The 24,111-nt window shown below is 45.9% G+C and carries 28 protein-coding genes; 27 read left to right on the top strand and 1 reads right to left on the bottom strand.

The annotated features are described in order from the left end of the window. The first annotated feature begins 47 nt into the window (after window positions 1–47). Window positions 48–1,460 carry a pyruvate carboxylase subunit B gene (locus BR63_RS11835; RefSeq protein WP_034420372.1) on the top strand — a complete coding sequence of 471 codons (1,413 nt, stop codon included), beginning with the start codon at window positions 48–50 and terminating at the stop codon, window positions 1,458–1,460. Between the two features lie 292 nt (window positions 1,461–1,752). Here the strand turns inward: BR63_RS11835 and BR63_RS11830 are convergent, their stop codons facing one another. Continuing rightward, the gene (locus BR63_RS11830) at window positions 1,753–1,911 is read right to left on the bottom strand and encodes a hypothetical protein (RefSeq protein ID WP_153802009.1); all 159 of its coding nucleotides are present in this window, start codon (window positions 1,909–1,911) and stop codon (window positions 1,753–1,755) included. A gap of 113 nt (window positions 1,912–2,024) precedes the next feature. Here BR63_RS11830 and BR63_RS11825 point away from each other — a divergent pair, with 113 nt between their 5' ends. The 26 genes from BR63_RS11825 (at window position 2,025) to BR63_RS11700 (ending at window position 24,054) form a co-directional block, all read left to right on the top strand. Further along, window positions 2,025–3,170, top strand: coding sequence for a sensor histidine kinase (locus BR63_RS11825; protein ID WP_034420371.1), 1,146 nt, complete (start codon window positions 2,025–2,027; stop codon window positions 3,168–3,170). A 2-nt stretch (window positions 3,171–3,172) separates the two neighbouring features. After that, window positions 3,173–3,835, top strand: a complete 663-nt coding sequence (locus BR63_RS11820; protein ID WP_034420370.1) for a response regulator — start codon at window positions 3,173–3,175, stop codon at window positions 3,833–3,835. Window positions 3,836–3,958: 123 nt separating this feature from the next. After that, window positions 3,959–4,408 carry a glycosyltransferase family 2 protein gene (locus BR63_RS11815; protein WP_034420369.1) on the top strand — a complete coding sequence of 150 codons (450 nt, stop codon included), beginning with the start codon at window positions 3,959–3,961 and terminating at the stop codon, window positions 4,406–4,408. Between the two features lie 193 nt (window positions 4,409–4,601). Further along, window positions 4,602–4,793: a Flp family type IVb pilin gene (locus BR63_RS11810; protein ID WP_034420368.1), complete on the top strand. Its 192-nt coding sequence runs from the start codon at window positions 4,602–4,604 to the stop codon at window positions 4,791–4,793. Window positions 4,794–4,888: 95 nt separating this feature from the next. Beyond that, window positions 4,889–5,407, top strand: coding sequence for an A24 family peptidase (locus BR63_RS11805; RefSeq protein ID WP_161781852.1), 519 nt, complete (start codon window positions 4,889–4,891; stop codon window positions 5,405–5,407). Window position 5,408: 1 nt separating this feature from the next. Then, on the top strand, window positions 5,409–5,804 hold the full coding sequence (locus BR63_RS11800; protein ID WP_034420367.1) for a TadE/TadG family type IV pilus assembly protein: 396 nt from the start codon (window positions 5,409–5,411) through the stop codon (window positions 5,802–5,804). A gap of 10 nt (window positions 5,805–5,814) precedes the next feature. Beyond that, entirely contained in the window at window positions 5,815–6,759 is a 945-nt protein-coding gene (locus tag BR63_RS11795) for a pilus assembly protein TadG-related protein (RefSeq protein WP_034420366.1), read from the top strand. A gap of 40 nt (window positions 6,760–6,799) precedes the next feature. Beyond that, window positions 6,800–7,513 carry a Flp pilus assembly protein CpaB gene (cpaB, locus tag BR63_RS11790; RefSeq protein WP_034420365.1) on the top strand — a complete coding sequence of 238 codons (714 nt, stop codon included), beginning with the start codon at window positions 6,800–6,802 and terminating at the stop codon, window positions 7,511–7,513. A 12-nt stretch (window positions 7,514–7,525) separates the two neighbouring features. After that, window positions 7,526–8,728 carry a CpaE/TadZ family protein gene (locus BR63_RS11785; protein WP_034420364.1) on the top strand — a complete coding sequence of 401 codons (1,203 nt, stop codon included), beginning with the start codon at window positions 7,526–7,528 and terminating at the stop codon, window positions 8,726–8,728. 14 nt (window positions 8,729–8,742) lie between these two features. Next, window positions 8,743–10,107 carry a TadA family conjugal transfer-associated ATPase gene (locus BR63_RS11780; protein ID WP_034420363.1) on the top strand — a complete coding sequence of 455 codons (1,365 nt, stop codon included), beginning with the start codon at window positions 8,743–8,745 and terminating at the stop codon, window positions 10,105–10,107. A gap of 28 nt (window positions 10,108–10,135) precedes the next feature. Then, complete coding sequence (locus tag BR63_RS11775) at window positions 10,136–11,101, top strand: type II secretion system F family protein (RefSeq protein ID WP_034420362.1); 966 nt, start codon at window positions 10,136–10,138, stop codon at window positions 11,099–11,101. 108 nt (window positions 11,102–11,209) lie between these two features. Beyond that, on the top strand, window positions 11,210–11,434 hold the full coding sequence (locus tag BR63_RS11770) for a MerR family DNA-binding transcriptional regulator (protein ID WP_034420361.1): 225 nt from the start codon (window positions 11,210–11,212) through the stop codon (window positions 11,432–11,434). After that, on the top strand, window positions 11,403–12,857 hold the full coding sequence (locus tag BR63_RS11765; protein WP_187142680.1) for an IS200/IS605 family accessory protein TnpB-related protein: 1,455 nt from the start codon (window positions 11,403–11,405) through the stop codon (window positions 12,855–12,857). Before BR63_RS11770 ends, BR63_RS11765 begins: the two co-directional genes overlap by 32 nt. 291 nt (window positions 12,858–13,148) lie before the next feature. Beyond that, the gene (locus tag BR63_RS11760; protein ID WP_034420359.1) at window positions 13,149–14,078 is read left to right on the top strand and encodes a type II secretion system F family protein; all 930 of its coding nucleotides are present in this window, start codon (window positions 13,149–13,151) and stop codon (window positions 14,076–14,078) included. 11 nt (window positions 14,079–14,089) lie between these two features. Continuing rightward, the gene (locus BR63_RS11755) at window positions 14,090–14,431 is read left to right on the top strand and encodes a DUF192 domain-containing protein (protein ID WP_243270119.1); all 342 of its coding nucleotides are present in this window, start codon (window positions 14,090–14,092) and stop codon (window positions 14,429–14,431) included. 245 nt (window positions 14,432–14,676) lie between these two features. Then, complete coding sequence (gene codY / locus BR63_RS11750) at window positions 14,677–15,420, top strand: GTP-sensing pleiotropic transcriptional regulator CodY (protein WP_081908022.1); 744 nt, start codon at window positions 14,677–14,679, stop codon at window positions 15,418–15,420. 315 nt (window positions 15,421–15,735) lie between these two features. Beyond that, a complete protein-coding gene (locus tag BR63_RS11745; RefSeq protein ID WP_161781851.1) occupies window positions 15,736–16,494 on the top strand; it encodes a ComF family protein in 759 nt (252 codons plus the stop codon). A gap of 277 nt (window positions 16,495–16,771) precedes the next feature. Continuing rightward, window positions 16,772–17,200, top strand: a complete 429-nt coding sequence (locus tag BR63_RS11740; RefSeq protein WP_034420357.1) for a hypothetical protein — start codon at window positions 16,772–16,774, stop codon at window positions 17,198–17,200. Window positions 17,201–17,478: 278 nt separating this feature from the next. Beyond that, window positions 17,479–17,772, top strand: coding sequence for a flagellar biosynthesis anti-sigma factor FlgM (gene flgM, locus BR63_RS11735; RefSeq protein ID WP_034420356.1), 294 nt, complete (start codon window positions 17,479–17,481; stop codon window positions 17,770–17,772). 12 nt (window positions 17,773–17,784) lie between these two features. Further along, window positions 17,785–18,273 carry a flagellar protein FlgN gene (locus BR63_RS11730; RefSeq protein ID WP_034420355.1) on the top strand — a complete coding sequence of 163 codons (489 nt, stop codon included), beginning with the start codon at window positions 17,785–17,787 and terminating at the stop codon, window positions 18,271–18,273. A gap of 138 nt (window positions 18,274–18,411) precedes the next feature. Continuing rightward, the gene (gene flgK, locus BR63_RS11725; RefSeq protein WP_034420354.1) at window positions 18,412–19,860 is read left to right on the top strand and encodes a flagellar hook-associated protein FlgK; all 1,449 of its coding nucleotides are present in this window, start codon (window positions 18,412–18,414) and stop codon (window positions 19,858–19,860) included. 184 nt (window positions 19,861–20,044) lie between these two features. Beyond that, window positions 20,045–20,947 (top strand): flagellar hook-associated protein FlgL, encoded by a 903-nt coding sequence (flgL, locus tag BR63_RS11720; RefSeq protein ID WP_034420353.1) that lies wholly within the window; start codon window positions 20,045–20,047, stop codon window positions 20,945–20,947. Between the two features lie 195 nt (window positions 20,948–21,142). Beyond that, window positions 21,143–21,697, top strand: a complete 555-nt coding sequence (locus tag BR63_RS11715) for a DUF6470 family protein (protein WP_034420352.1) — start codon at window positions 21,143–21,145, stop codon at window positions 21,695–21,697. Between the two features lie 26 nt (window positions 21,698–21,723). Continuing rightward, window positions 21,724–22,197, top strand: coding sequence for a flagellar assembly protein FliW (gene fliW / locus BR63_RS11710; protein WP_034420351.1), 474 nt, complete (start codon window positions 21,724–21,726; stop codon window positions 22,195–22,197). Beyond that, window positions 22,181–22,420 carry a carbon storage regulator CsrA gene (csrA, locus tag BR63_RS11705; protein ID WP_034420350.1) on the top strand — a complete coding sequence of 80 codons (240 nt, stop codon included), beginning with the start codon at window positions 22,181–22,183 and terminating at the stop codon, window positions 22,418–22,420. Before fliW ends, csrA begins: the two co-directional genes overlap by 17 nt. A 170-nt stretch (window positions 22,421–22,590) precedes the next feature. Further along, entirely contained in the window at window positions 22,591–24,054 is a 1,464-nt protein-coding gene (locus tag BR63_RS11700; RefSeq protein WP_034420349.1) for a flagellin N-terminal helical domain-containing protein, read from the top strand. The last annotated feature ends 57 nt before the right edge of the window (window positions 24,055–24,111 follow it).

The following is a 24,111-nucleotide window of genomic DNA, read 5'->3' as shown; positions in this document are numbered from 1 at the left end:
ATGGGTTCTCGTTAAATAAATATATTTATAATAATGGGGGTAGGCACATGGCAGAGAAAAAGCATCGTGTCGGTATAACTGACACAACCTTGCGGGATGGACACCAGTCACTCCTGGCCACCCGTATGAAAACAGAACACATGCTTCCAATTGCGGAGAAAATGGATGAGATTGGTTTTTATTCCATGGAAGTCTGGGGTGGGGCTACTTTTGATACCTGTATGAGATTTTTAAATGAAGACCCCTGGGAACGCCTGGATAAAATCAGAAAAGCATTAAAAAAGACAAAAATCCAAATGCTGCTTCGCGGACAAAATCTTGTGGGTTATAAACATTATGCCGATGATGTAGTGGAAGAATTCGTCAAAAAAGCTGCAGCCCATGGCATGGATATCTTCCGGATTTTCGATGCTATGAACGATGTGCGCAACCTGGCTAAAGCCATGGAAGTGGCCAAAAAAGAAGGAGCCCATGTCCAGGCTACGATCTGCTATACGACCAGTCCTGTACACAACATGGAGTATTTCTTGAAGATGGCGCAAGACCTCGTGGATTTGGGGGCGGACTCTTTCTGTATTAAAGACATGGCTGGAATTCTCCAGCCCTATGCCGCCTTTGAACTGGTCAGCGCCTTAAAGAAGAAGTTTGACCTGCCCGTCCAGATGCATACCCACTATACCAGCGGGATGGCAGCCATGATGTATATGAAAGCCGTAGAAGCCGGTGCTGATGTCATAGATACAGCCATCTCCACTCTGGCTTTAGGTACATCGCAGCCGGCTACAGAGACCATGGTAGCCACTTTTGCCGATACACCTTATGATACAGGACTTAACCTGGTAGCTTTGTCTGAGATTGCCGAATACTTTAAGGAGATCCGTAAGAAATACAAAGAGTTTGACGTTTATACCGGCGGTGTAGATACTAACGTCTTGATTTATCAGATTCCCGGTGGTATGCTGTCTAACTTCATTTCCCAGCTGCAGCAGCAGAATGCTTTACACCGGCTGCCCGAGGTGCTGGCGGAACTTCCCCGGGTTAGAGAAGATATGGGTTATCCTCCCCTGGTTACTCCCACCAGTCAGATTGTGGGGGCCCAGGCCGTGCTCAATGTCCTCATGGGCCGTTATAAAATGGTTACTAACGAGGTTCGTGCTTATATGAAGGGGCTTTATGGTGCTACTCCCGGTCCTGTTAACGAGGAAATCAGGAAACAGATTATCGGTGAGGAGAAACCCATCACGGGCAGACCTGCAGACCATATCGAACCCCAGTTGGAACAGGCCCGGAAAGAAATTGGGATTTACCTGCAGAAAGAGGAAGATGTTCTGTCTTATGTGCTCTTTCCCCAGGTAGCGAAAAAGTTTTTAGAAGAACGCTATGCTGCCAAATGCAATGTGGATTTTAATATGGCCCAGGAAAATGAAGCCAACATGGGAGCCAAGGTCTACCCGGCGTAAACTTAAGTAAAACGATATCCGACATCCGCTATCCGAATTCCAAATAGAATATTTAAATTTAAGCCACGTTTGACATCCGTTATCCGAAATCCCAATAGAATTCAAAAAATCCAGGAAAATTTTCCTGGATTTTTTAAACGTATAGGAAAGTATAAAAATTTTTGTGGTTCTCAGCCCTTGCTAAGCAAGGGTTTTTCATTAGTACCGTCGCAAATACAAATTACCTTTCACATTTTATAATAATATGGTGTTACATAGCGGACGTCGGAAATCGGTAATCGGGAAGTCGAAGTTAATACAAATGCTCCCTTTGCCGTTCTACGAGGTCTAAATAACAGCTGGGACAATACTCACCCAGGTTCCGCCAGGTAGCGACCTTGTCTTCAGCCCAGGCCTCATCAATTAGGTTTAAAGGCTGACCACAACGAGCACAACAATTTGTTTCTTGCATCAACTATCACCTTCATCAAAAGATCCTCTTTTCGGATATTCTCTCCTGCTTTGCAGGAGATATACAGGTATTACTAGAATTAATAAAATAAATATAATAGGTGTGGGGGATATATGAGTATTGCCAGTTTAGACAAGATTATTAACGAAACCATGACGGTTATCGAGAATAATAAAAACCAGATTTACGATATTGCCGAAAATGCCCGGACCGAAAGTGAAAGGGTTAAAAGAGAGATGCTGGAGGTCCAGCGGCAAGTCATGGCTACTATTGAGAGAGTTGATAGTTTAGAGAAACTGGAGAAAGCGGCCCGTATCCGCCTGATGGAGGTTAGCCGTAATTTTAAGAGATATACGGAAGATGATATACGCGTTGCTTATGAGAAAGCCCGTGAACTACAAATGGAACTAGGTACTTTACGGGAAAGGGAATTCCAACTAAGAATCCGGCGTAATGAGCTGGAAAGGAGTTTGCGTAAACTCCAGGTGACAGTAGAAAAGGCCGAATCTCTAATTACCCAAGTCGGTGTAGTCCTCGATTATTTAGGCGGTAATCTTAAAAGTATTAATGACCAGTTGGAAGTTTTCCAGCAAAAACAGCAGCTGGCGCCCAAGATTATTCAGGCCCAGGAAGAAGAAAGAAAGCGTGTGGCTCGAGAAATCCACGATGGTCCGGCTCAGTCTATGGCCAATGTTGTATTACGTACTGAGGTCTGCGAAAAGCTCATGGATATTGATCAGGCGGCAGCCCGTAAGGAACTGCGGGAACTGCGGCAGGCCGTAAAAAACAGCCTGCAGGATGTACGGCGGATTATCTTTGACTTGAGGCCCATGGCCCTGGATGATTTGGGTTTAGCGCCCGCCCTCTCTCGTTATATGGAAAAACTCAAGGAAAATCATGATATTTCCGTGCAGGTTATTTGTACAGGACAGCCCCGGCGTATTGGCGCTACCCAGGAGGTTGCGATTTTCCGTATTATACAGGAAGCCGTACAAAATACGATTAAGCATGCCAGGGCTCGTAATATCCATGTTTTCTTAGATATGGGTCCCCACCGGATTGCCGTAATTATTAAGGATGACGGCATAGGTTTTGATTATGAGGCTTATCTTAAGGAGCCAAGACCCGGAAGTTATGGTATCCTGGGTATGAAGGAAAGATTAGATATTCTAGGTGGAGAGCTTAGTATTAAATCTAAACCGGGAGAAGGCACAGAACTTCTGGTCATTCTTCCCTTGGATTTAGAAGGAGAGAGGTAAAGATGCAGGAAAAAATCAGAGTGATTATCGTTGACGATCATCCCCTGGTGAGAGAGGGACTAAGAAAAGTTTTGACCCTGGACGATGAGATTGAGGTCATAGACGAAGCGGGGGATGGACAGGGAGCTATTAATTTGGCCCGCAGGCTGAGACCTGATGTTGTGTTGATGGATATCAATATGCCCGGAACTAACGGTATTGAGGCAACACGGGTAATCAAACGGGAAATTCCCTCTACCGGCATTATTGCCTTGACCATCCATGAAGAGGAGGAGTATGTCTTGGAGTTAGTGCGGGCAGGGGTATCGGGCTACGTATTGAAGGATATTGCACCCGCCAAACTGTTGGAGACCATTAAAACCGTAGCCAAAGGCCCGTCCGTAATCGATCCTGGCATTACCAATAAACTTTTTGGCGAGTTAAATCGCCTCAGTAAACGCCGTAAAGAAAAAGAGGAGTGGGAAACCCTTACTGACAGGGAGATGGATGTACTCCAGCTGATGTCCCAAGGGTGCAGCAATAAAGAAATCGCCCGGAGTCTGACTATCAGCGAGAAGACTGTAAAAAACCATGTTACCAATATATTCCGTAAACTTCAGGTGGAGGACAGAACTCAGGCTGTACTCTTTGCCATCAAACACCGTCTTGTTGATTTAAATTCATAGGATATCTCATGTAAATTAATCTCTCCCCCTTGCATATATTTAAGTTGGCTGTTTAGTTACCCGTTAGAAGTTTTACTACCAACTATCAACTAACAACTAACAACTGTAATGGGGAGAAGCATTATGGGATTATGGCTGCTGGGCCTCTTTACAGTGGGCCTGCTTTTTTATGGTACGTATCTGATCATAAAGACAAAAAAAGAGCGATTTTTGCCTGTATTGTATATTGTGGTCAACAATCAGGCAGACACCATCGAAGGCATCCTGCGGCTGCTGGTGAAAGGCATAAGACGAAGGGGTTTTCCCGGACCGGTTGTTATTATTGATGATTTTTCCCAGGATGAAACCATCGAGATTTTAAAACGCCTGGAGCAGGAGCTTGACTTCATCGTACACCAGGCTTATGGTGTACCGGAAGGGAAAAAGTACGGGCTGGGGAATGATAGGGCCGGTGTATATTATTTGCTGCTGGGACCCCAGTCCTCTTACAGGACAGCGCTTAAAGAGGTTAAGGGATTTTTGCGGCACTATAAGACGGACAATAATAAGTCAAAAGTAATATCAAAAGCCTAGGTGACAGGGCTCAAGTCTCAGACTTGAGCCCTGTATACAATTTAGGACATAATACGGCTTAGAGATAGGAGAAAATTCTGAAAAAAATGAGCTTATGGCCGGATGGCAGGAGACAAGCCAGCTTGTACAATAAAGACAAGATGGTGATATATCCCCATTAAATAACCAAGAAATTAAGAAAGGAGTGTTTCTTATGTTAGCAATGGTAAAGCGCCTTCTTGTGGAAGAAAAAGGTCAAGGTATGGCCGAATACGGGTTAATCCTCGCTTTAGTTGCTTTGGTAGTAGTTGCGGGGCTATCAATGCTAGGTGGTGGATTAGATACCCTGTTTAAAGATGTAAACAGTAAATTGGGAACTTCTACCGGCGGCGGGACAAGTCCCTAATTTCTATTTGGTGTTATAACCCCGACGGCCCTACTTAAGTCCCCTTAGGTAGGGCCCCTTTGTCCCGGGAGACCGTAGAAAAGGGAGGCTTTCCTGTGATTTGGCTTGATACTCTTCTTTTCCTGGTATTAATTATCTGTGCTTATACGGATTTAAGGTATCACAGGATACCCAATATGGTGCTGCTGCCTGTTGCAGTTTTATCCCTTGTTTTACACCTCTGGCAGGAAGGATTGCAGGGAGGTTTCACCTGGCTTCAGGGTTTAGGATTAGGTATAGCTCTCTTTATTCTTCCTTTTCTTGCAGGGGGAATCGGTGCGGGGGATGTAAAACTCCTAGGTGTCATAGGAGCGCTGAAAGGACCCTATTTTGTATTTAGTAGTTTTCTCATGACAGTTCTGGCAGGGGGCTTGCTTTCAGTATTCATACTTCTCTACAGGGGGCGATTGGCTCAAACCCTCAGACGTATAGGGATGGGGTTCAAAGTATTGGTTTATTCCCGTTTGACCGTCTGGAATTTGCCACGCCTTGAGGAAGACGACGGAAACAGTATCATTTTCCCCTATGGGGTTGCCATTGTTTTAGGTACGATTACGACTTACTGGGTGATTTAAAATGTGGAAAAAGATTGCACAGAAAGAAAAAGGCCAGGCTCTTGTAGAGATGGCTCTTATTCTCCCGCTTTTATTGCTCTTAGTGTTTGGCATTATCGAATTCGGCCGCATCTTTAGCGCTGGTCTGGTGGTAAACCACGGGGCCAGGGAGGGAGCCCGTTTGGGCGCTGTAGGGGCTCTCGATAGTGCCATTGTCACACGGGTCCAGAATACGGCTGTTACTCTTGACACTTCCCAGCTCTCAGTTACCGTTACACCCACAGAAACCGACCGGAAGAGGGGCGGGGAGGTAAGGGTAAGGGTCCGTTATCCGGTGGTAGTCTTTGCGCCTTTCATCTCAGTCTTCACTGGCGAGACCGTAACTGTAGAAGGTATTAGCGTCATGCGGGTAGAGTAGGAGGGTCACCATGAAAAGAAATGCCTTGAGGTTATCCCAACTATTTAGAAAGATGATAGGGGAGGAAAGGGGTTCGGCACTTGTCCTTATAGCTTTAGCTTTAACAGTCCTCTTATCTTCCGTGGCCCTTGTCACCGATGTAGGCATCATTTTTCTTAACAGGATTCAGGTAGCCAATGCCGCTGATGCGGCCGCCCTGGCCGGGGTGCAGGCTTTACCGGACGATAAAACACGGGCTGAACTGTTAGCGGAGGAATACGGGGTTAAAAACAATGTACCGGATATTGTGGTGGAGGTTACGGAAGACAGACGGGAGATCAAAGTGACAGCCCAGCGCACTACTAACTTGCTTTTTGCCCGGGTTATGGGGCATAACAGTACTTTAGCTCAAGCCCAGGCCCGGGTTAAACTAGAGCCTTTGACGGGGGTTAAGGGAATAGTACCCCTGGGTATAGAGGAGCAGGTCCTGATTTTCGGTGAGACGTATATCTTAAAGTATGCCGCAGGGTCTGAACCTGGTGGGGAATACCATTCGGGATGGCTTGGGATCCTGGCCTTACAAGGTCCTGGGGCTAAACTCTACGAGGAGGATTTAATGTATGGTTTTGACCAGGAAGTAAAAGTAGGAGACTTGCTGAACATCCAAACCGGTAATATTTCAGGAAAAACCCAATCCGGGGTGCAGTACAGAATTGATCGATGTAAGCATACTCCTGCCTGTACACCCGACCATTACGAAAAAGATTGTCCAAAGATTCTTTTGGTTCCCATGATCAAACCTTATAACAGCAAACAAGTCCAGGTCATGGGCTTTGCCGCCTTTTTAGTGGAGGCAGTGGCCGGGATGGGGAATGAAAACTATATTACGGGACAGTTTCTTTATCATACCATTTCCGGTGCCAGTTCTCCTACAGGGCCGGATAACGGGATTTATGCACCAAGGCTTATTCAATAAAATACTCTAACAATACTTGTAGGGGCGGAGGGAACAATCCTTGAAAAACAAGGTGATCATTATACTTTCTATAGTTTTTGGTCTGCTCACCAGTTATCTTATTTATGATTACCTGACTAAAGTGGAACAAAGTATGACAAATATGCAGTACGGTGAGGTGGTAGTAGCGGCCGGGGATGTCACGGGGAAAACCCTTCTCACCGCTGAAATGCTGGAGATAAAAAAAATGCCTGTTGACTATATTCACCCCCAGGCTGCCCGGAAAAAGGAAGAGGTGACAGGTAGTATCACCCTTGCACCCCTTACCCAGGGTGAACAGGTTTTGAAAAAGAAGATTGCCAAACAGAGTGATATGAAGAACGGCTTGGCTTATATAGTACCCGTTGGCAAGAGGGCGTTAACTCTGGCTGTCGATGAAGTAAGTGGGATTGCGGGACTGATTAAGCCGGGTGACCATGTTGACGTGGTGGCTACTGTTAATATACCCGACCCTTCGGGTTTAAAAGAAACCCCTCATTCCCTGGTGGTACTCCAGGACCTCCAGGTTTTGGCTGTGGGCAGGACCTTAGATGATAAAGGCGACGGTAAGTCTACAGTGGAGAACAAGACGGTTACCGTCGCCGTAACGGTGGAACAATCCCGTCCTCTGGTCCTGGCCAGCCAAAAGGGTACTATCCGGCTCATGCTTCGTTCGCCGGTAGATACGGGTGTGGTGAATACTACGCCGTATAGAGCCGCTAATTTCCTGCAGTAAGGAAGTGAGATTATGGAACCGATTCGTGTCCTGCTTGTGGATGATACTGATGAAACCAGAGATAACGTACGCCGTATCCTCTCTTTTGACAGGGAAGTTGCCGTTATAGGCGAGGCCCGGGATGGCTTAGAGGCTTTACAGAAAGTGCAGGCTTTAAATCCTGATGTAGTGTTAATGGATGTGAACATGCCCAAACTGGACGGTATTGCGGCCACAGAACGAATTTCCCTGGAATACCCGGGCTGTGCGGTAATATTCTTAAGCGTCCAGGGGGAACCGGAATACCTGAGAAAGGCTATGATGGCCGGAGCCCGTGATTACCTGGTCAAGCCCTTTAGCGGCGATGAACTCATGGATACTATTAAGCGGGCTTATCAATTAGAGACTAAGAGGGTTGCTCCAGGGAAGGAAAATAAACTCAGTAAAGTAAAGCCCCAGGTGGTTACCATCTTCGGCACCAAGGGCGGGGTGGGTAAAACCACCATTGCCGTGAACCTGGCTGTTCTCCTGGCTAATACCAAGAAAAAAGTGGTGATTGTAGATTTAGACCTGCAGTTTGGGGATGTTTCCGTTTTTCTCAATCTCCTGCCCAAAAGGACCATGGCGGAACTGGCCCAGGAAGGAAATAACCTGGATATTGAATTGGTGGAGTCCTATATGATTCCCCATTTATCGGGGATTAAAATTCTGCCTGCCCCGGGGAGGCCTGAATATGCGGAGTTAATCGCACCGGTCCAGATGGAAAAAGTGATTAGCATTTTGAAACAGCACTATGATTATGTTGTGATTGATACACCGCCCTTGTTTAATGAAACCAATCTTGTTGCGCTGGACCTTTCTACCCAGGTCTTCTTGGCTTTGTCTTTAGACTTGGCCACGATTAAAAATGTCAAATTAAGTCTGGAACTTCTCGATTCCTTGCATCACCGCGGCAAGACCAAATTAATTCTCAACAGGGCTTCCGAAGACATGGGTATAAAAATCAGTAACGCCGAAGAGACTTTGGACTTCCTGATTGCCGCCCAAATCCCCAGTGACGGTAAATTGTGCGTTTCTGCCCTCAACAAGGGAATACCTTTTGTCCTCTCCGACCCCAACGCCAGGGTGAGCCAGGCTATTCGTAATATCGCTGACCTGGTCATTAAAGATAAGGGCTACCAGGAAGATTTAAAGGAACAGCGGCGAGGCAGTTTTTTAGTGAGACTCTTTAAGTAGCGGGGGGATGAATGATGTCGCTGCTGCAGCGCCTGGAAAAAGAAAAAGGTACGAAAATAGGGTCCGGAGCAGTTGAGAACAAATTCCAGGCCCTTAAGACGGCTGATCCTTACCGGGACTTAAAAGTAAAAGTCCATAAAGAAGTTATCGAGTTGATGGATACGGAACTCCTGGAACAAAAAGACCAGGCAGCCCATTTTCTGTCCCCGGAGGAACTGAGTCTAAAGGTAGAGGAAATGGTTAATGTTATTGTGGACCGGGATGCTTCTCATCTTACCAGGATGGAGCGGCAAAAAATTATTACAGAGATACTGGATGAAGTAATTGGGTTAGGACCTATTGAACAGTTAATCAAAGACCCTGAAATCTCTGAAATCATGGTGAACGGTCCCAACCAGATTTTTGTGGAACGCAAAGGAAAGCTGGAAAAGGTGCCCTTTACCTTCCGCAATAATGAGCATGTGCTGCACATTATTGATAAAATAGTTTCCCCTCTGGGGCGCCGGATTGATGAGTCGATGCCTATGGTGGATGCCCGCCTGCCTGATGGTTCCCGGGTCAATGCCATCATCCCTCCCCTGGCCATCACCGGTCCTACCATCACCATTAGAAAGTTTTCCCGTGATCCTTTAACCATTCATGATTTAATTCGTTTTGGTACTTTAACCCCTAAAATGGCTACTTTTCTGGAGGCCTGTGTAAAAGCGCGCTTAAACATTGTTATTTCCGGGGGAACCGGCAGCGGGAAAACCAGTACCTTAAATGTCTTATCTTCCTTTATTCCCGAAAATGAGCGGATTGTAACCATTGAGGATGCGGCTGAATTACAGTTGCGGCAGGAACATGTAATTACCCTGGAGAGCCGTCCCCCTAATATTGAGGGGAAGGGGGCCGTGACCATCCGTGATCTGGTCCGCAACTCTTTACGGATGCGCCCTGATCGTATTGTCATTGGTGAGGTTCGCTCGGGCGAGGCTTTAGACATGCTGCAGGCCATGAATACGGGTCATGATGGATCACTGACTACCGGCCATGCCAATTCACCCCGGGACATTCTATCCCGTTTGGAAACCATGGTCTTAATGGCCGGCATGGAATTACCCATGCGGGCTATCCGGGAACAGATGGCCTCTGCCATTGATCTCATTGTTCAGCAAGCCCGCCTGCGGGACGGCAGCCGTAAGATTACCCATATTACCGAGGTAGTGGGCATGGAGGGAGATGTGATAACCCTCCAGGATATCTTCCGTTATGAGAATGAAGGTTATGATGACAGGGGAAGGTTGAAGGGGCGCTTCGTGGCCACAGGGGTAAGGCCTAAGTTTATGGACAAGCTCCTGGTGGCGGGAGTCAGTGTACCCGAGGATTTATTTTTGTAGCAAATCACCCTAAGTAGGAGCATTGAAGATGAGACTTATCATAATCAGCATAACTTCATTTGTTTCCATCTTTTTAGCTTTACTCTGGTTCTATTACCGGGTCACCAGGGGAAAACGAAACATAAGTGTACGGCTGGAAAAGTTTACGGATACTTCCCGTAAGGCTCGAACAGAAGAGGAAGGTAAAGAACGTAGTTTTAGCTTAAAGACTCTCTTAGGTAGGGCTGGCCAAATCTTTGTCCGGCGGGGAATGACCAAACAGCTGGAGTATCACTTAATTAAAGCCGATATCCCTCTCCGCGGCGAAGAATTTTTGATAACCTGGATGTTTACGGCCCTGGCGCCGGGGACCTTAATTTACATACTTAGCCGTAAGGTGGCATTGAGCCTCTTACTATACATGGCAGGCATTATCTTGCCTCCTTTAATGATTAGTACAGCCCAGCAGAAACGCTTAAAGAAATTCGACCAGCAGATCGGTGACTCCCTTGCCATCATGTCCAACGCTCTGCGGGCGGGGTTTAGTTTTATGCAGACCCTGGAGCTGGTGAGCCGGGAGATGCCGAACCCCATCGCCAAAGAATTTGCCCGTACTTTCCGGGAGATGAACCTGGGGGCTCCTATGGAACAGGCCCTGCACAATCTTACCAAAAGAGTGGCCAGTTCCGACCTGGACCTGGTAGTGACGGCTGTGCTTATCCAAAGGCAGGTAGGGGGAAACCTGGCAGAGGTTCTTGATAATATCTCTTTTACCATTCGCGAAAGAGTAAGAATACAGGGTGAAATAAAGACACTAACGGCCCAGGGTAAAATCTCAGGAATCATCATCGGCCTCATTCCTCCCTTTTTGATTGTCATTCTTTTCTTAATTAATCCTACTTATCTCAAACCCTTGTTCCAGTCTACTGCTGGTCTGGTGATGCTGGCAGGAGGGGTAATAAGCGAATTGATGGGGCTCTTAATCATTAAGAAAATCATCACCATTGACATATAAGGAGGTTTGAAGCAGCTACAGATTAATTAAATAAAAATAAACAAAAAGCAACAAACCATTGACATCAAACATATGTTCTACTTATAGTATTGATAAAAGGTGGTGTTAATGGAAAAGTTGCTAACATCTCACCAAGTCGCAAAGCTATTAAACGTGTGGCCACATACGTTGCGTCGCTGGGAAAAAGAAGGAAAATTAAAACCTTTACACACACCCGGCGGCCATAGACGCTATAAAGAATCACAGATAATGGCATTAATTGGCGAAGAGATAACTGTCATTGAAAGCGAGGTGGCTGCCGGTGAAAACGACGGTAATGGGAGTAATTCTTGAACTCACCGAAACCCAACAAGCCTACCTCGATAACCTCATGGCCCGTTACTGTGCAGCAGTCAGGTGGAGCTTTAAAAGATTACTGGAAGGCAAAGGAGTCCAGGACATCCGCCAAGGCGTGCAGGTCAAGTTTAACCTCAACTCCCGCCAGGCCAACGATGCGGTATACGATGCCCAGAGCACCATCAAAAGCCAGCATGAATTGGTTAAGTTATACTGCGAAAATGCCCGGGCCAAAGTAGAGTTTACCCAAAAGCGAATAGCTAAAGCCAAATCGTCCAAGCAAAAAGCCAACCTGCAAAAACGGCTGGAGAAAGAACAAAGAAAGCTGTCATACTGGCAAAAACACCTGGAGGGCAAGACCTTTCCGACAGTTGTTTTCGGCGGCAAGAAACTTTTTCTGGAAAGATGTAAGGGCAATATCACCCGGGCAGAGTGGCAGGAAGCCAGAAACAACCGTTACCTGTCCCGGGGAGACAAAACCAAGGGCGGCAACTTAAATACAAGATTATACGAAGTTGATGGTCAAATCTATCTTGATATAGCAGCGGAACAGGTGCAGACGGAGAAATCTGTCAGATATAACCGGATCACAGTGCCGGTTTACCTGGCCCATAAACCTTCCCAAAAGACAGGTAAAATCAATGGTCGCAACTACCGGCAGATGGTTTTGGATTACCTCAAAACAGGTGCCGCCTACCAGGTGGAAATAATCCGTAAGGATGGCAGGTACTATATCCATGTCACCATCGAAGAAGATATGCCGGTTCCCTATCATGCCCAGGGTGCTGTCGGGGTAGATACCAACCCTGACGGCTTAGGGGTGGCCCTGACAGACTATCTGGGGCAGTACCGGGGCAGCCAGTGGTTAAGACAGGGAGAATGGACTTATGCCAGAAGCAACCGGAGGGATAACCTTATTGGAGAAACGGTAAAGAAAGTAGTAGCTCTGGCAAAAGAAACAGGCAGTGCCCTGGTGATAGAGGACTTAAAGTTCAAACACGACAAGTCCGTAACGACCAAATTTAACCGTATGAGCCACGGTTTTGTCTGGTCAAAGTTTTTGGCAGATGCAGAACGGAGGGCTTTCCGGGAAGGGGTGCCGGTGTTCAAAGCAAAGCCGGCCTTTACCTCGGTAATAGGAATTCTGAAATACCAGCACCAGTACGGATTATCAAACCACCAGGCAGCAGCCTTGGTGATAGCCAGGAGGGGACTGGGGTTTGACTATGAAAGAGTTCCCAAATTACTGGCAGACAGGTTTATCAAAGCAAAAGAAGGCTTTAGTAAGATAAACAACTGGCAGCAGTGGGCTGCTGTCAAAAAAGCAATACTAAAACAGCTAAAGAAGAAAGAGAAGAAAGGGGTGAACAGCCTGGTTTCCTGGCAGGTTCACCGGAAACAACTGTTAGGTGCAGGGTAAAACCCTATGCTCATAAGTTTGCGTTATGGCAGCAGTACACGCAGAGAAAGGCTGCTGTCATAAGTTAACTACCGAGGCAAGGGTAACACCCTTTCCGGGCAGGACGGACAGCCTAAGCTGACGGCGGGGAACCCTGCGGGGTAAACCACCCGGAACATAAGCGAAAGCTTATGGCCCAGCAGTTGAATCCTGTGACACTGCCTCTCGTTAGTCGGCGGGAGAGAAAGCTAAATAAATCTGGATTATTCTGTATAAATCAGATATGTTTAGCTTTCAGAAATCAGGGACTTTATGTTACCAGTATTGATTATAACCTTTCTCTTTGCCTGTACGCTGGTGATTGCCTTTTTCCAGTCCCTCTTCCGGGAACAGGATGAACTGGCGAGACGATTAAAAAAATTTACTGCCAGTCAGGTCCGGCAAAAACAGCAGGAGGAAGACGAGTTAAGCAAACCTTTTTCTGAACGGGTGATCTGGCCTTTTATCGGCTGGTTTTCTACCCTGGTTACCCGCTTTACCCCTGGTCACAGCCGGGAAAAGCTGCAGCAGGCTTTACAGTTTGCCGGTAACCCTGGTAATCTGAAGGCCTCTGAATATCAGGCCCTACATTTCTTATTAATCGCGGTTTTGTTACTTTTGGGCTGGGGTCTGGCCTGGGTGACACGGAAAGGTTTTTTAGAACAGGTTGCTATGGCTTTTCTTTTAGGGTTAATCGGTTATTTGCTGGGGAAAGTCTACCTCTCTACGAGGACCAGGCAGCGGCAAATGGCCATGCAAAAGGAACTACCCGATGTGCTGGACCTTTTAACCGTGAGCGTGGAAGCCGGTTTAGGTTTTGATGCGGCCATCTTACGGGTTGTCGAGAAGTCCAAAGGTGTTCTGGCCAAGGAATTCGTGACCACCCTGCAGGAACTGCAGATGGGGAAATCCCGCCGCGAAGCCCTGCGGGATCTTGGTAAGCGGACGGGAGTTGACGATATCCTGACCTTCGTAGGGGCTATGATTCAGGCCGATCAACTGGGAGTCTCCATCACCAAGATACTGCGAACCCAGGCTGATCAGGTGCGAATAAAAAGGCGGCAAAGAGTAGAGGAAAAAGCGATGAAAGCACCTATCAAGATGCTGATTCCCCTGGTCTTCTTTATTTTTCCCAGTATTTTCATAGTGTTACTGGGTCCGGCCGCCATTCAGATCTATAAACAGTTTCTGGGGGGAAGATAAATTTGGAGATTGTGATTGCTAAGGAAGGACAAGTGATAGGCAACAGGATTAGGCTTGCCGTTACATTTTGGCAGCGCTTAAAGGGACTTCTCGGTACCAAATCCTTAGCAGAGGGCCAAGGCTTGCTTTTGCGCCCCTGTAGTCAGGTGCATACCTGGCTTATGGGCTATACTATAGATGTTGTATTTCTCGACGAATATAACCGGATTGTTGGTTTAGAACAGAATATGAAGGCGGGTCAGGTTAGTCCCAAATATCATAAGTCCTGGCAGGTCTTAGAGCTTCCTTCCGGCAGTGTAGAAAAATATAACTTAAGAAGAGGTGATTTTCTGGAAATCCTATATTCCAGTTAGAGGAGTACTTCTATCAAACCATATTAGAACCGCCAGGCCTGACGTATCACAACATGTAAAGTACGGCCGGGGGAGAAAGAGGGTATAAGCCCATGCTGTTAAAACGGATGTATTACGAGGAAAAAGGCCAGGGCTTAACTAGAGTAGCAAAAAATATTATTTGAATATGACAATTTAAGTATATATTACTAAATGGTGGAAATAATACTAACAACAGCTCAAAATTACAATTAGGAGGCAATTTTATGGAAATGCAGTTGTTGTTAGAAAAAACCAGAATCCTGCACCAATTACTACAAAAATCAGCAAGCCAGACCCTCAATTTTAACACCATTGCTGACGAATTATCCCGGGGAGTTGAAGCCAGTGTTTATGTAATTGGCAGGAAAGGTAAGCTCTTGGGTAAGACTGAAATCAGTTCAACCCATGGCGGTTTATTCAGTGCTGAGGAGTTAGCCAATGGACAGGTCTCCGAGAGCAATCTCCAGTGGGTCTTTGGTTATACCCATACAGAGGTAAATTTCATGCCAAAGGACACCAATTTTTACTGTATCCTGGCTCCCGTATTCGGAAGCGGCGAAAGAATGGGAACAGTGGTTTACGCCCGCGAGGACCGTCCCTACACCCCTGCCGAGATCATTCTGGCGGAATACGGTGCCAGCGTAGCCGGGATGCAAATCCTCAGGAGCGCCAACGAGAAAATGGAGAATGAGGCTCGCAAGAAGACAGTGGTCCAGCTGGCCCTGGAGGTTCTTTCTTACTCAGAGCTGGAGGCTGTCAAGTACATCTTCAGTGAAATCGAAGGCAGCGAGGGCTTCCTGGTAGCCAGCAAACTGGCGGAGGAGTACAAGCTTACCCGCTCAGTCATCGTCAATGCCCTGCGGAAACTGGAAAGTGCCGGTGTTATTGATGCCAGGTCACTGGGGATGAAAGGGACTTATATTAAAGTCTTAAACGACTACCTCTACGAACAATTAGCTAATATTTAGTCATAAACAAAGCGGTTGGTTTTAAACCAGCCGCTTTGTTTATGACTACGATATCTGCTTTCCAATATCCGACCTTCGATAGTTTACAGTTGGCAGTTCGCAGGAACTTTACAGTGACCGGTAACCCGTGACCGGTAACCGGTTTTTATCTCCACTGGTTACTGGACACTGGTCTCTGGTCACTAATGCACCACAGGCACAAGTCTCGCTACGTTGCTAACGCACCTAGTCTCACTATGTCGGAAGTCGGAAGTCGTATTTATTTTAGCAGGGTTCGCTATTTTCGTGGCGAAAAGAATGATAATAGGAGATATTATGATGGAGGGTGAAGGCATGGAGTGGCGGAACTGGTGGGAGGCTATCCTGGAGCTGGTTTTCCCGGGAGGGAATTTGTGTCCTTTTTGTGGTCAAAATGAGATACAGGGCCAGGACGGCGTGATTTGTACAACCTGCCTAAAGGGGGTTCTGAGCTTAAAAGACACTATCCCAACATGTCCGCGCTGCGGCCATTTTTATGCTGCTATCGACTGTACCAACTGCCTGGAATGGGATAACAGTTTAAGAAAAGTACTGGGGGTAGTGCCTTACGAAGGTGTCTACCGGGAATTGATTCATAACCTGAAATACTCGGGCAGGCAGGAATTGTCTAAGCCCCTGGGGTATTTGCTGGGGGAGACGGTGAAAAAATCGGGTCTTTTAGGAAAAGTGCACTTAATCATACCCGTGCCGTTACACCCCTCCCGGCATAAGGAGAGGGGTTATAACCAGAGTGAGTGGTTGGCGCGGGAGGCGGCCAGAGTTCTGCACCTGCCCCTGGATGGACAAAGCATGATCCGGGAACATTTTACCAAACCCCAGACGGGTTTAGGGCGGCAGGAAAGATTAAAGAATATGGAGGGGGCTTTTCGGCTTCGGGATAACAGTAAGGTATTAGGGCGGAATATTCTCCTGGTGGATGATATTATGACAACAGGCTCAACGCTCCTGGCCTGTGCCCATACACTGGCTGAGGGAGGGGCTGGTAAAATCTATGGGGTTGTCTGGGCGGCAGGTGGAACAAAAGCACGTACGTGATTTGCCGGCAATATATGGAATATTTTAGCAAATATTTGGCCATACTCTAATTAAGAGTTTTTCAACTTAATTAGGAGGGTTAAGATGGCTGAGAAGATGACAGCGAAAGATATGCAGAAGAGGCTGGAACTGTGGCGGAAGTGCCGGCAGATTGCGGATTATATGAATAGTAAATCCCCTAAGTAAAGAGAATTTGGGAATTTAGGAAATAATTGCAGGAAAGAAGACATATTTTGGCGAATAAAGACATAAAGTGCTATGAAGGGGGAAGGCTATCATGGAGTTAAGGAATTGCCCCGAATGTGGCAAGGTCTTTACGTATGTTCGCACAAATTTATGCCCTGCCTGTCAACAAAAGGACGAAGAGGAATTTAAAGCGGTTCGGAAGTTTATTGCCCAAAACCCCGGCTGTGATCTTATCACTGTGAGTGAAGGTACAGGGGTAAGTGAGGCCAAGATTATCCGTTACCTGCGGGAGGGCAGGATTACAGCGAATAATACTGCCGGTACCAATATTAAGATAAATTGTGAGGTCTGCGGAACCCTTATTTCAGGAGGACGTTTCTGCAAGGAATGCAGCGAGAAATTAGTCTCCGGTTTAAAGAAGAGCATCCAGGAGGAAAATAAGAAAACCCTGGAAGAGATGGAAAAGAAAAAAGCAGGAGTTCGCATGCATACCGCTGATTTCTGGAAAGACAGACGTTAGGATATGTAAGAAAGAGTAATATTGAAAGAAAACGTGTAAGCAGCGAATAAATGGACTAAATAGTCCTAAAAAGAACATTACACCTATCCGATAAAAAGGTAGGTGTATTTTTGCGTAACCGCGATGGGGCTAGTATTAAGAGTCACGAGTATTTAGTGACCAGAGCCCAGTGTCCAGAGTCCGGTGAATATACTGGTCACTGGTCACCGGTTATCGGTCACTGAAAAATGTTTGCTCGGTAATCGGTGCTCGCAACTAGTAGTGTGAGGTGTGTCAATATGCGGATATTTAATCAGCATATTCCGGGAATTATCAAAGCCTATAACCAGAATAAGAATACCACGGGCAAAGTAGAGGATAAGCAGAAAGTAAGCAAAAATGACGGAGTGGAGTTATCTTCTGAAGCCAGGTATTATGCCATAGCCAGGCAGGCCCTGCAGGAATTGCCTGAAATAGATGAAGCTAAGGTAGCGGAATTAAAGCAAGCGGTTAAATCAGGAACTTACCGGGTAAATCATGAAGAGGTGGCCGAAAAAATTCTGGAGGAAAATATTTTCGATAAACTCGTTTAAGGCGGTGTTGACATGAGCACAGTACTGGCAGAACTGACCCGTCTCCTTAACCAGCAGAAGGTACTCTACGAAGAACTGCTGGAATTAGCGAAAGAGAAACAAAAAGTATTAGTGAAGGGCTCTCTGGAAGCTTTAGATGCGCTTACCAAGAAGGAGGAGGCCCTTATTTTTCAAGCGGGAAAACTGGAAGAGCAGCGTTACCAATGTGGGCGCCAGGTCACATCTTTGTTGGGACTGAAAGAAGATGCTCCCTTAAGTGAGATTTTGGAGAAGGTGCCGTCCGAGCATAAAAAACCTCTGGAATCCGTATTCCAGGAACTCACTGGGCTCTTCCAGGACTTGACCAGGCTGAACGAGGAAAACACCAACCTTATTCAACAATCTTTGCGCTTCGTTAATTTTACTATGGAAGTTATCAGCCAGCAGAGCAAGCCTACTTATACACCGGATAAAGAAGTAAAGACAGACCAGATTAGCAGGCTCTTGGATAAGAAAGTATAGCCAGAACGTTGATCGTTAACCGTGAACCGATACAGTTATGGCTATGCTGAAAGGTTTGATTGATTCTTTGGAAAATAGAACGGTTAACGGTTAACGTATCACGGTTAACGAAACTGAGGTTTAGCAGGAGATGATAACATGAGGTCAACCTTTTTCGGCATAAACATAGGTTACAAGGCATTGCAGGCGCAACAGAGAGCTCTGGATGTGACCAGCCACAATATCGCCAACGCCAACACCCAGGGCTATACCAGGCAGGATGTAATCATGTCTGCAAGTCAACCCATTAAGGTGCTGCAGGGCTATGTGGGCACAGGTGTAGACATTGTAGAATTCCGGCGGATCCGGGACGGCTTCCTGGATAACCAGATTAGAACAGAAAACAAGGCCCTGGGGGAATGGGAAGTAAGGAGCGATATTCTCTCCAAGCTTGAAGTAGTTTTTAACGAGCCCTCTGAAGAAGCGGGGCTGCGTTCCGTGATGGACCAGTACTGGGAGGCCTGGCAGCAGTTGACCAAGAACCCCGAAAGTTCTGCGGTAAGAGCCAATGTGGTACAGAGGGGTATTACTCTGGTAGACACCTTCAACCATATGGACAGGCTTTTTCATGAACTCCAGGTTGATATCAATAAGAGTATCAGTATCAGGGCAGATGAAGTAAATTCTATAGGCAGGCAGGTTCGTGACCTCAATGAGCAGATCATTAAAGCGGAAGCTGCCGGGCAAAAAGCCAATGATTTGAGAGATAAGCGGGATTTACTGGTGGAACAGCTTTCCAAGATCGTGGATGTGGATGTGGTGGAGGATGAATTCGGCGCTGTCAATGTGTCTGTAGGCGGGTATACCCTGGTATCCCGCGGCTATCTTGCCGAGTTAAGGTTTACCGATGATGATATTAATCCGACCAATGCCAAACTGGAATGGGTCGATCCCATGAGCGGCAATGTTTTGGGGCCGGCGCGGGTAAAGAGCGGTATGCTGAAGGGCTTTATCGATATGCGGGATGAAGTTATCGGCGGGTCAAACGGATATATCAGTAAAATAGGAGAATTAGCTGCAGGTATCGCCCAAGAGGTGAACACTCTGCATCGTCAGGGCAGGGACTTGAATGGCGATTTGGGGGAAGAATTCTTTGTGACAAAGGACCCGCTTAATCCTACGTTTAGTGCCGGTAATATAGCTGTTAATCAGAATATCGTTAACGATACAAATAAAATCGCCGCCTCAAAAAATAATTTACCCGACCCTGTTATCGAAGGTGACAACACAAATGCCCTGGCCATTGCCCAGCTCAAAAACAAAAAGACCATGAACGGCGGTGTAGCCAGTTTTGACGATTTCTATCGCTCAGCAGTAGGTAAGCTTGGCGTACAGTCCCAGGAAGCGGAACGTATGGTAAACAACCAGTCCCTACTGGTGGACCAGCTGCAAAACAAGCGGGAAGGCATCTCCGGTGTTTCCCTGGATGAAGAAATGACCAACATGATCAAGTTCCAGCATGCTTACAGCGCCGCTGCGAGAATTATCAACACCATGGACGAAATGCTTGAGGTAATTGTGAACAGGCTGGGAATGGTGGGACGGTAGATATAAACGTGAACCGTGAACTTTTTGGCGAATACGGCTTCGCCTCCCGATATCCGATATCCGATTTACGAGTTTAATTACTTCCTAGTCCATGTTCTAGCACAGCATTGTCGGTAGTCGAATATCGGAAGTCGGATAGTCGGTTCACGGTTTACGGTAATCGTTTGGAGAGAGGTGATCATTCATGAGAGTAACCAATAATGTCCTGATCAATAACATGAAACGTAATCTAACCATAAACATTCGCAATATGGAAAAAAGCCAGATGCAGCTGGCTACAGGGAGGAGAATCAACAAGCCTTCCGATGACCCCACGGGTATTGTGGACAGCCTGCACTACAAGACACGGATAAAGGAGAACCAGCAGTTTCAGGAAAACGTTAAAGATGCCATTAGCTGGCTGGAGACTACTGAATCTGCGTTGAATAATTTAAGCAAAATATTAAATCGTGTTTATGAGTTAACTACCTATGGGGCCAATGGATCTCTGGCTACTGAAGATAGAAGTGCCTTGGCTGATGAAGTTGGGCAACTTATAGATGAAGTAGAGTCTATTGCCAACACTGCCTATGGTGACCGTTATGTTTTTGGTGGAAGCAACACCACGGAGCCTCCGTATGATAAAAATGCAGGAGTTTGGAATGCAAACGCTAATAATGACGTTATTAAATTTGAAATCGGGGTGGGAATTGAAATTCCTGTTAATCTGACCGCAGATGATGTTTTTCAAAAGGATGCCAGTGATCCTAGCAAACGGTTGTTACAGACTTTAAAAGATATTTATGATCATCTCCGGGGTGATAATACGGTGGCTCTGGGGAGTAGTGATATTGAGCGAATAAAGAATAATATAAACCAGGTACTTTCTTCCCGGGCCCAGGTTGGGGCCAGAATTAACCGTTTGGAGATGACGGCCAATCGTCTTGCTGAACAGGAACTGAACTTTACTGGTCTCCAGTCGGAAATAGAAGGGGCTGACCCTGCCAAGGTAATCATGGACCTGAAGAACCAGGAGAACGTATATAGATCGGCTCTTGCTGTGGGTGCCCGGGTGATGATGCCGACGCTCATGGATTTTATACGGTAGCATAAGCGTTAACCGTTAACCGTAAACCGTGAACCGCATTTCTAGCACTGTGAGATATTTACGTGTAACTGTTAATGTTAACGGTTCTCGTGAGGGATTGCTGCGAACTGTTATATATACAAAGTAATGATAGTCAGGGATCTCCGCTGCCGGGAGGTCCTTCGCTTTATGTCAAAAGAAAGGGGGCTGTAGTAAATGAGGTTACAAATCCATACTACTTGGGCGAAAATTGGAATTAATAATATTAAGCCTGTGCAGAGTATCCGGCGGCCCCGGGGTGAGCAGAGTATACAACAAATCAAGGCGGAGATGATCATAGACCAGGAACTGCCGAAAGTACTGATAGACCAGCGGCAGTGCTTTTCCGAAGCTGGATTAAAAAGCCCCCAGGAATTATCAGATGAGTATGCTCAATTAGGTCGAAAGTTAGTCCTGGAGGGAACTGCCAGGCGTGCTGAAGAAGGTGACAGGTTAGGACGTATCGAGGATCCTATACCATTTCGAACTCTGATTGCCGATATGGCTGAGGAAAATGCCTGGCCGGTAATTGACTTTAACATAGATTTTATTCCCAAAAGCAGGCCTAAAATCGAAGTAACTGGATATCTTAAAATTGACTGGCGCCTGGGTGGGGCGGTTACAGAATATAAGCCGCGCAAGGCCATTACCCAGTACCAGCCAGGTAAAGTAGAGATCTATTTGAGACAAAGAGGGCAAATCCAGATTAGTGTAATTGATGAAAAAGCCTAAATAAAACTCAATGGGGGAGATAAATAATGAAACTACAAACCAAACATTTTGGTGAAATCGAAGTAGTGGGAGATAAGGTGATTACTTTTCCCCATGGTATTATTGCATTTGAAGATAAGAAGCGTTTTGTCCTCATAGATAGTGAAGATAAAAAATTGCCTTTGTCGTGGCTGCAGTCCATTGATGACCCAAGCCTGGCTTTTGTCGTAATGAATCCTTTTGTCTTCAAAAAAGATTATGAATTCGATATCCCCCAGGATGCAGTAGCTGAGTTAGCAATAAACAAACATAATGATGTACATATCCTTGTGATTCTGGTAATTCCGGAGGATATCACTAAAATGACAGCCAATCTCCTGGCTCCCTTGGTGATTAATATAGAGAATAGGAAGGGAAAACAGGTTATCTTAGATGATACACGGTATGCTACCAAGCACTTGATCATGGAAGAGCTGCGGAAAAGTACCCGGGGAGGGATTAAAGATGCTGGTTCTGACTAGAAAAAAGGAAGAGAGCATTATGATCGGGGATAATATAGAGATTGTGGTAGTAGAGATAAGCCCAAACCAGGTGAGACTGGGTGTGAAAGCACCTAAAAATGTGAGTATTTACAGGAAAGAAATATTTGAGGTCATCGGAGAAGAAAACAGGAAGTCAGTTGAGAGTGCTTTAGACACAGCATTAATAAAAGAGCAAATTAAGGCTTTTTTTGAGCATGAGTAGGTTTGTGTATAAAAAATATTTATGGAACTTTTATCTAAAAAGTATGCAAAAGTCCTAAACTTTTTCTAGTTTTTGTCGATATAAGTAATGAAAGAAATTTCATACTAGGGCCCAGTATGATTTTCTGATATCAAGGATGATATGAAAAATGATTTCAAGGAGGAGAAAAAATGAGAATTAACAACAACTTGATGGCACTCAACACCAATCGTCAGTTGGGAATCACCAATAGTGCAACTGCAAAATCTATTGAAAAGCTGTCTTCCGGTTTCAGAATCAACAGAGCAGGTGACGATGCGGCCGGTCTGGCCATCTCCGAAAAAATGAGAGGCCAAATCAGAGGTCTAACCCAGGCTTCCCGAAATGCCCAAGATGGTATCTCCCTTATCCAAACTGCTGAAGGTGCTTTAAACGAAACTCACGCTATTCTCCAGAGAATGAGAGAACTGGCTGTTCAGGCAGCTACAGGCACCAACACCTCTGATGAAAGAACTAAGATTCAGGATGAGATGAACCAGTTGCGTCAGGAAGTTGACAGAATTGCTAATAATACTGAGTTTAACACCAAGAAGTTACTGAACGGCGATATTGCTAAAACGGTAACTGACAGCGGAACTAACGCAGCTTCATTTGATGACAATGCTTACAGAACAACTGGCAGTACTCAAGCTGGTGTTTACACTTTAACCTTTACAACAGCAGCTACTCAGGCTGTAGTTGGAGGAACTGGGGCAGCCAATGCTTATGCAACAACTACCGTAAACGGTGGTGCTACTCAAGTTCATGCTGATGCTGCAGGTACATTGACAATTAATAATAAATCAGTAACGATTGCAGCAACTGATACGTTAAATAATGTTCTCGAAAAGATTAATAATTTAACTGCAGAAACAGGTGTTACTGCTTCATTAGTCGCTGTAACTGATACTGCTTCTGCAGCAAAAAGTGCGATTCAACTTAAGAGTACAGCATATGGTTCAGATGCAACAATACAAGTCTCAGGTGCGTTGAACCAGTTAAAAGCTTTAGGTATTGCCGTTAACGCTGATACCAATACAGTTTACTCCGATGCAGGTACTGATGCTGTCGCAACCCTTTCTGGTGGTGCGACTGTAGTTGAATCAGTTGGTAATAAGGTTACATTTAGCAATGGATTAACAGTAAAAGGCATTGATGGTACAGTAGCTGACGGGCATACTGCCACAGTAACAGTGAGCAGTAATAACACTTTAGATTTCCAAATCGGTGCCAATGAGAACCAAAACATCAACTTCTCTATTAACAAGATGGATGCCATAGCCTTGGGTATTAATGGTGCTACTTCTACAGAAGCTATCTCTGTTGCAACGTATGCAAGTGCTAAGGCAGCCATCACAATCTTAGATCAAGCCATTAGCGATGTTTCCAATGAACGGGCCAAACTAGGTGCTGTGCAGAACAGGTTAGAGTATACTATTAAGAACCTGGATACCTCCGCTGAGAACTTACAAGCTTCCGAATCCCGTATCAGAGACGTAGACATGGCCAGGGAAATGATGGAATTCACCAAGAACAATATTCTCCAGCAGGCAGCTCAGGCTATGTTAGCTCAAGCTAACCAGGCTCCTCAGGGAGTACTTCAGTTATTGAGATAATTGAGCTAAAGGGTCAGAGAAATTTCCTCTCTGACCCTTTTGATTTTACAAGTATTT

Source organism: Thermanaerosceptrum fracticalcis, assembly GCF_000746025.2.
Classification (GTDB): domain Bacteria; phylum Bacillota; class Peptococcia; order DRI-13; family DRI-13; genus Thermanaerosceptrum; species Thermanaerosceptrum fracticalcis.
This window is presented reverse-complemented; position numbering and strand designations above follow the sequence as displayed.

Bases quoted from the DNA above. Each gene is read 5' to 3' on its own strand.
- BR63_RS11835 (WP_034420372.1), top strand. From the start codon at position 48: ATGGCAGAGAAAAAGCATCGTGTCGGTATAACTGACACAACCTTGCGG.
- BR63_RS11830 (WP_153802009.1), bottom strand. From the start codon at position 1,911: ATGCAAGAAACAAATTGTTGTGCTCGTTGTGGTCAGCCTTTAAACCTA.
- BR63_RS11825 (WP_034420371.1), top strand. From the start codon at position 2,025: ATGAGTATTGCCAGTTTAGACAAGATTATTAACGAAACCATGACGGTT.
- BR63_RS11820 (WP_034420370.1), top strand. From the start codon at position 3,173: ATGCAGGAAAAAATCAGAGTGATTATCGTTGACGATCATCCCCTGGTG.
- BR63_RS11815 (WP_034420369.1), top strand. From the start codon at position 3,959: ATGGGATTATGGCTGCTGGGCCTCTTTACAGTGGGCCTGCTTTTTTAT.
- BR63_RS11810 (WP_034420368.1), top strand. From the start codon at position 4,602: ATGTTAGCAATGGTAAAGCGCCTTCTTGTGGAAGAAAAAGGTCAAGGT.
- BR63_RS11800 (WP_034420367.1), top strand. From the start codon at position 5,409: ATGTGGAAAAAGATTGCACAGAAAGAAAAAGGCCAGGCTCTTGTAGAG.
- BR63_RS11795 (WP_034420366.1), top strand. From the start codon at position 5,815: ATGAAAAGAAATGCCTTGAGGTTATCCCAACTATTTAGAAAGATGATA.
- BR63_RS11785 (WP_034420364.1), top strand. From the start codon at position 7,526: ATGGAACCGATTCGTGTCCTGCTTGTGGATGATACTGATGAAACCAGA.
- BR63_RS11780 (WP_034420363.1), top strand. From the start codon at position 8,743: ATGTCGCTGCTGCAGCGCCTGGAAAAAGAAAAAGGTACGAAAATAGGG.
- BR63_RS11775 (WP_034420362.1), top strand. From the start codon at position 10,136: ATGAGACTTATCATAATCAGCATAACTTCATTTGTTTCCATCTTTTTA.
- BR63_RS11770 (WP_034420361.1), top strand. From the start codon at position 11,210: ATGGAAAAGTTGCTAACATCTCACCAAGTCGCAAAGCTATTAAACGTG.
- BR63_RS11760 (WP_034420359.1), top strand. From the start codon at position 13,149: ATGTTACCAGTATTGATTATAACCTTTCTCTTTGCCTGTACGCTGGTG.
- codY (WP_081908022.1), top strand. From the start codon at position 14,677: ATGGAAATGCAGTTGTTGTTAGAAAAAACCAGAATCCTGCACCAATTA.
- BR63_RS11745 (WP_161781851.1), top strand. From the start codon at position 15,736: ATGATGGAGGGTGAAGGCATGGAGTGGCGGAACTGGTGGGAGGCTATC.
- BR63_RS11740 (WP_034420357.1), top strand. From the start codon at position 16,772: ATGGAGTTAAGGAATTGCCCCGAATGTGGCAAGGTCTTTACGTATGTT.
- flgM (WP_034420356.1), top strand. From the start codon at position 17,479: ATGCGGATATTTAATCAGCATATTCCGGGAATTATCAAAGCCTATAAC.
- BR63_RS11730 (WP_034420355.1), top strand. From the start codon at position 17,785: ATGAGCACAGTACTGGCAGAACTGACCCGTCTCCTTAACCAGCAGAAG.
- flgK (WP_034420354.1), top strand. From the start codon at position 18,412: ATGAGGTCAACCTTTTTCGGCATAAACATAGGTTACAAGGCATTGCAG.
- flgL (WP_034420353.1), top strand. From the start codon at position 20,045: ATGAGAGTAACCAATAATGTCCTGATCAATAACATGAAACGTAATCTA.
- BR63_RS11715 (WP_034420352.1), top strand. From the start codon at position 21,143: ATGAGGTTACAAATCCATACTACTTGGGCGAAAATTGGAATTAATAAT.
- fliW (WP_034420351.1), top strand. From the start codon at position 21,724: ATGAAACTACAAACCAAACATTTTGGTGAAATCGAAGTAGTGGGAGAT.
- csrA (WP_034420350.1), top strand. From the start codon at position 22,181: ATGCTGGTTCTGACTAGAAAAAAGGAAGAGAGCATTATGATCGGGGAT.
- BR63_RS11700 (WP_034420349.1), top strand. From the start codon at position 22,591: ATGAGAATTAACAACAACTTGATGGCACTCAACACCAATCGTCAGTTG.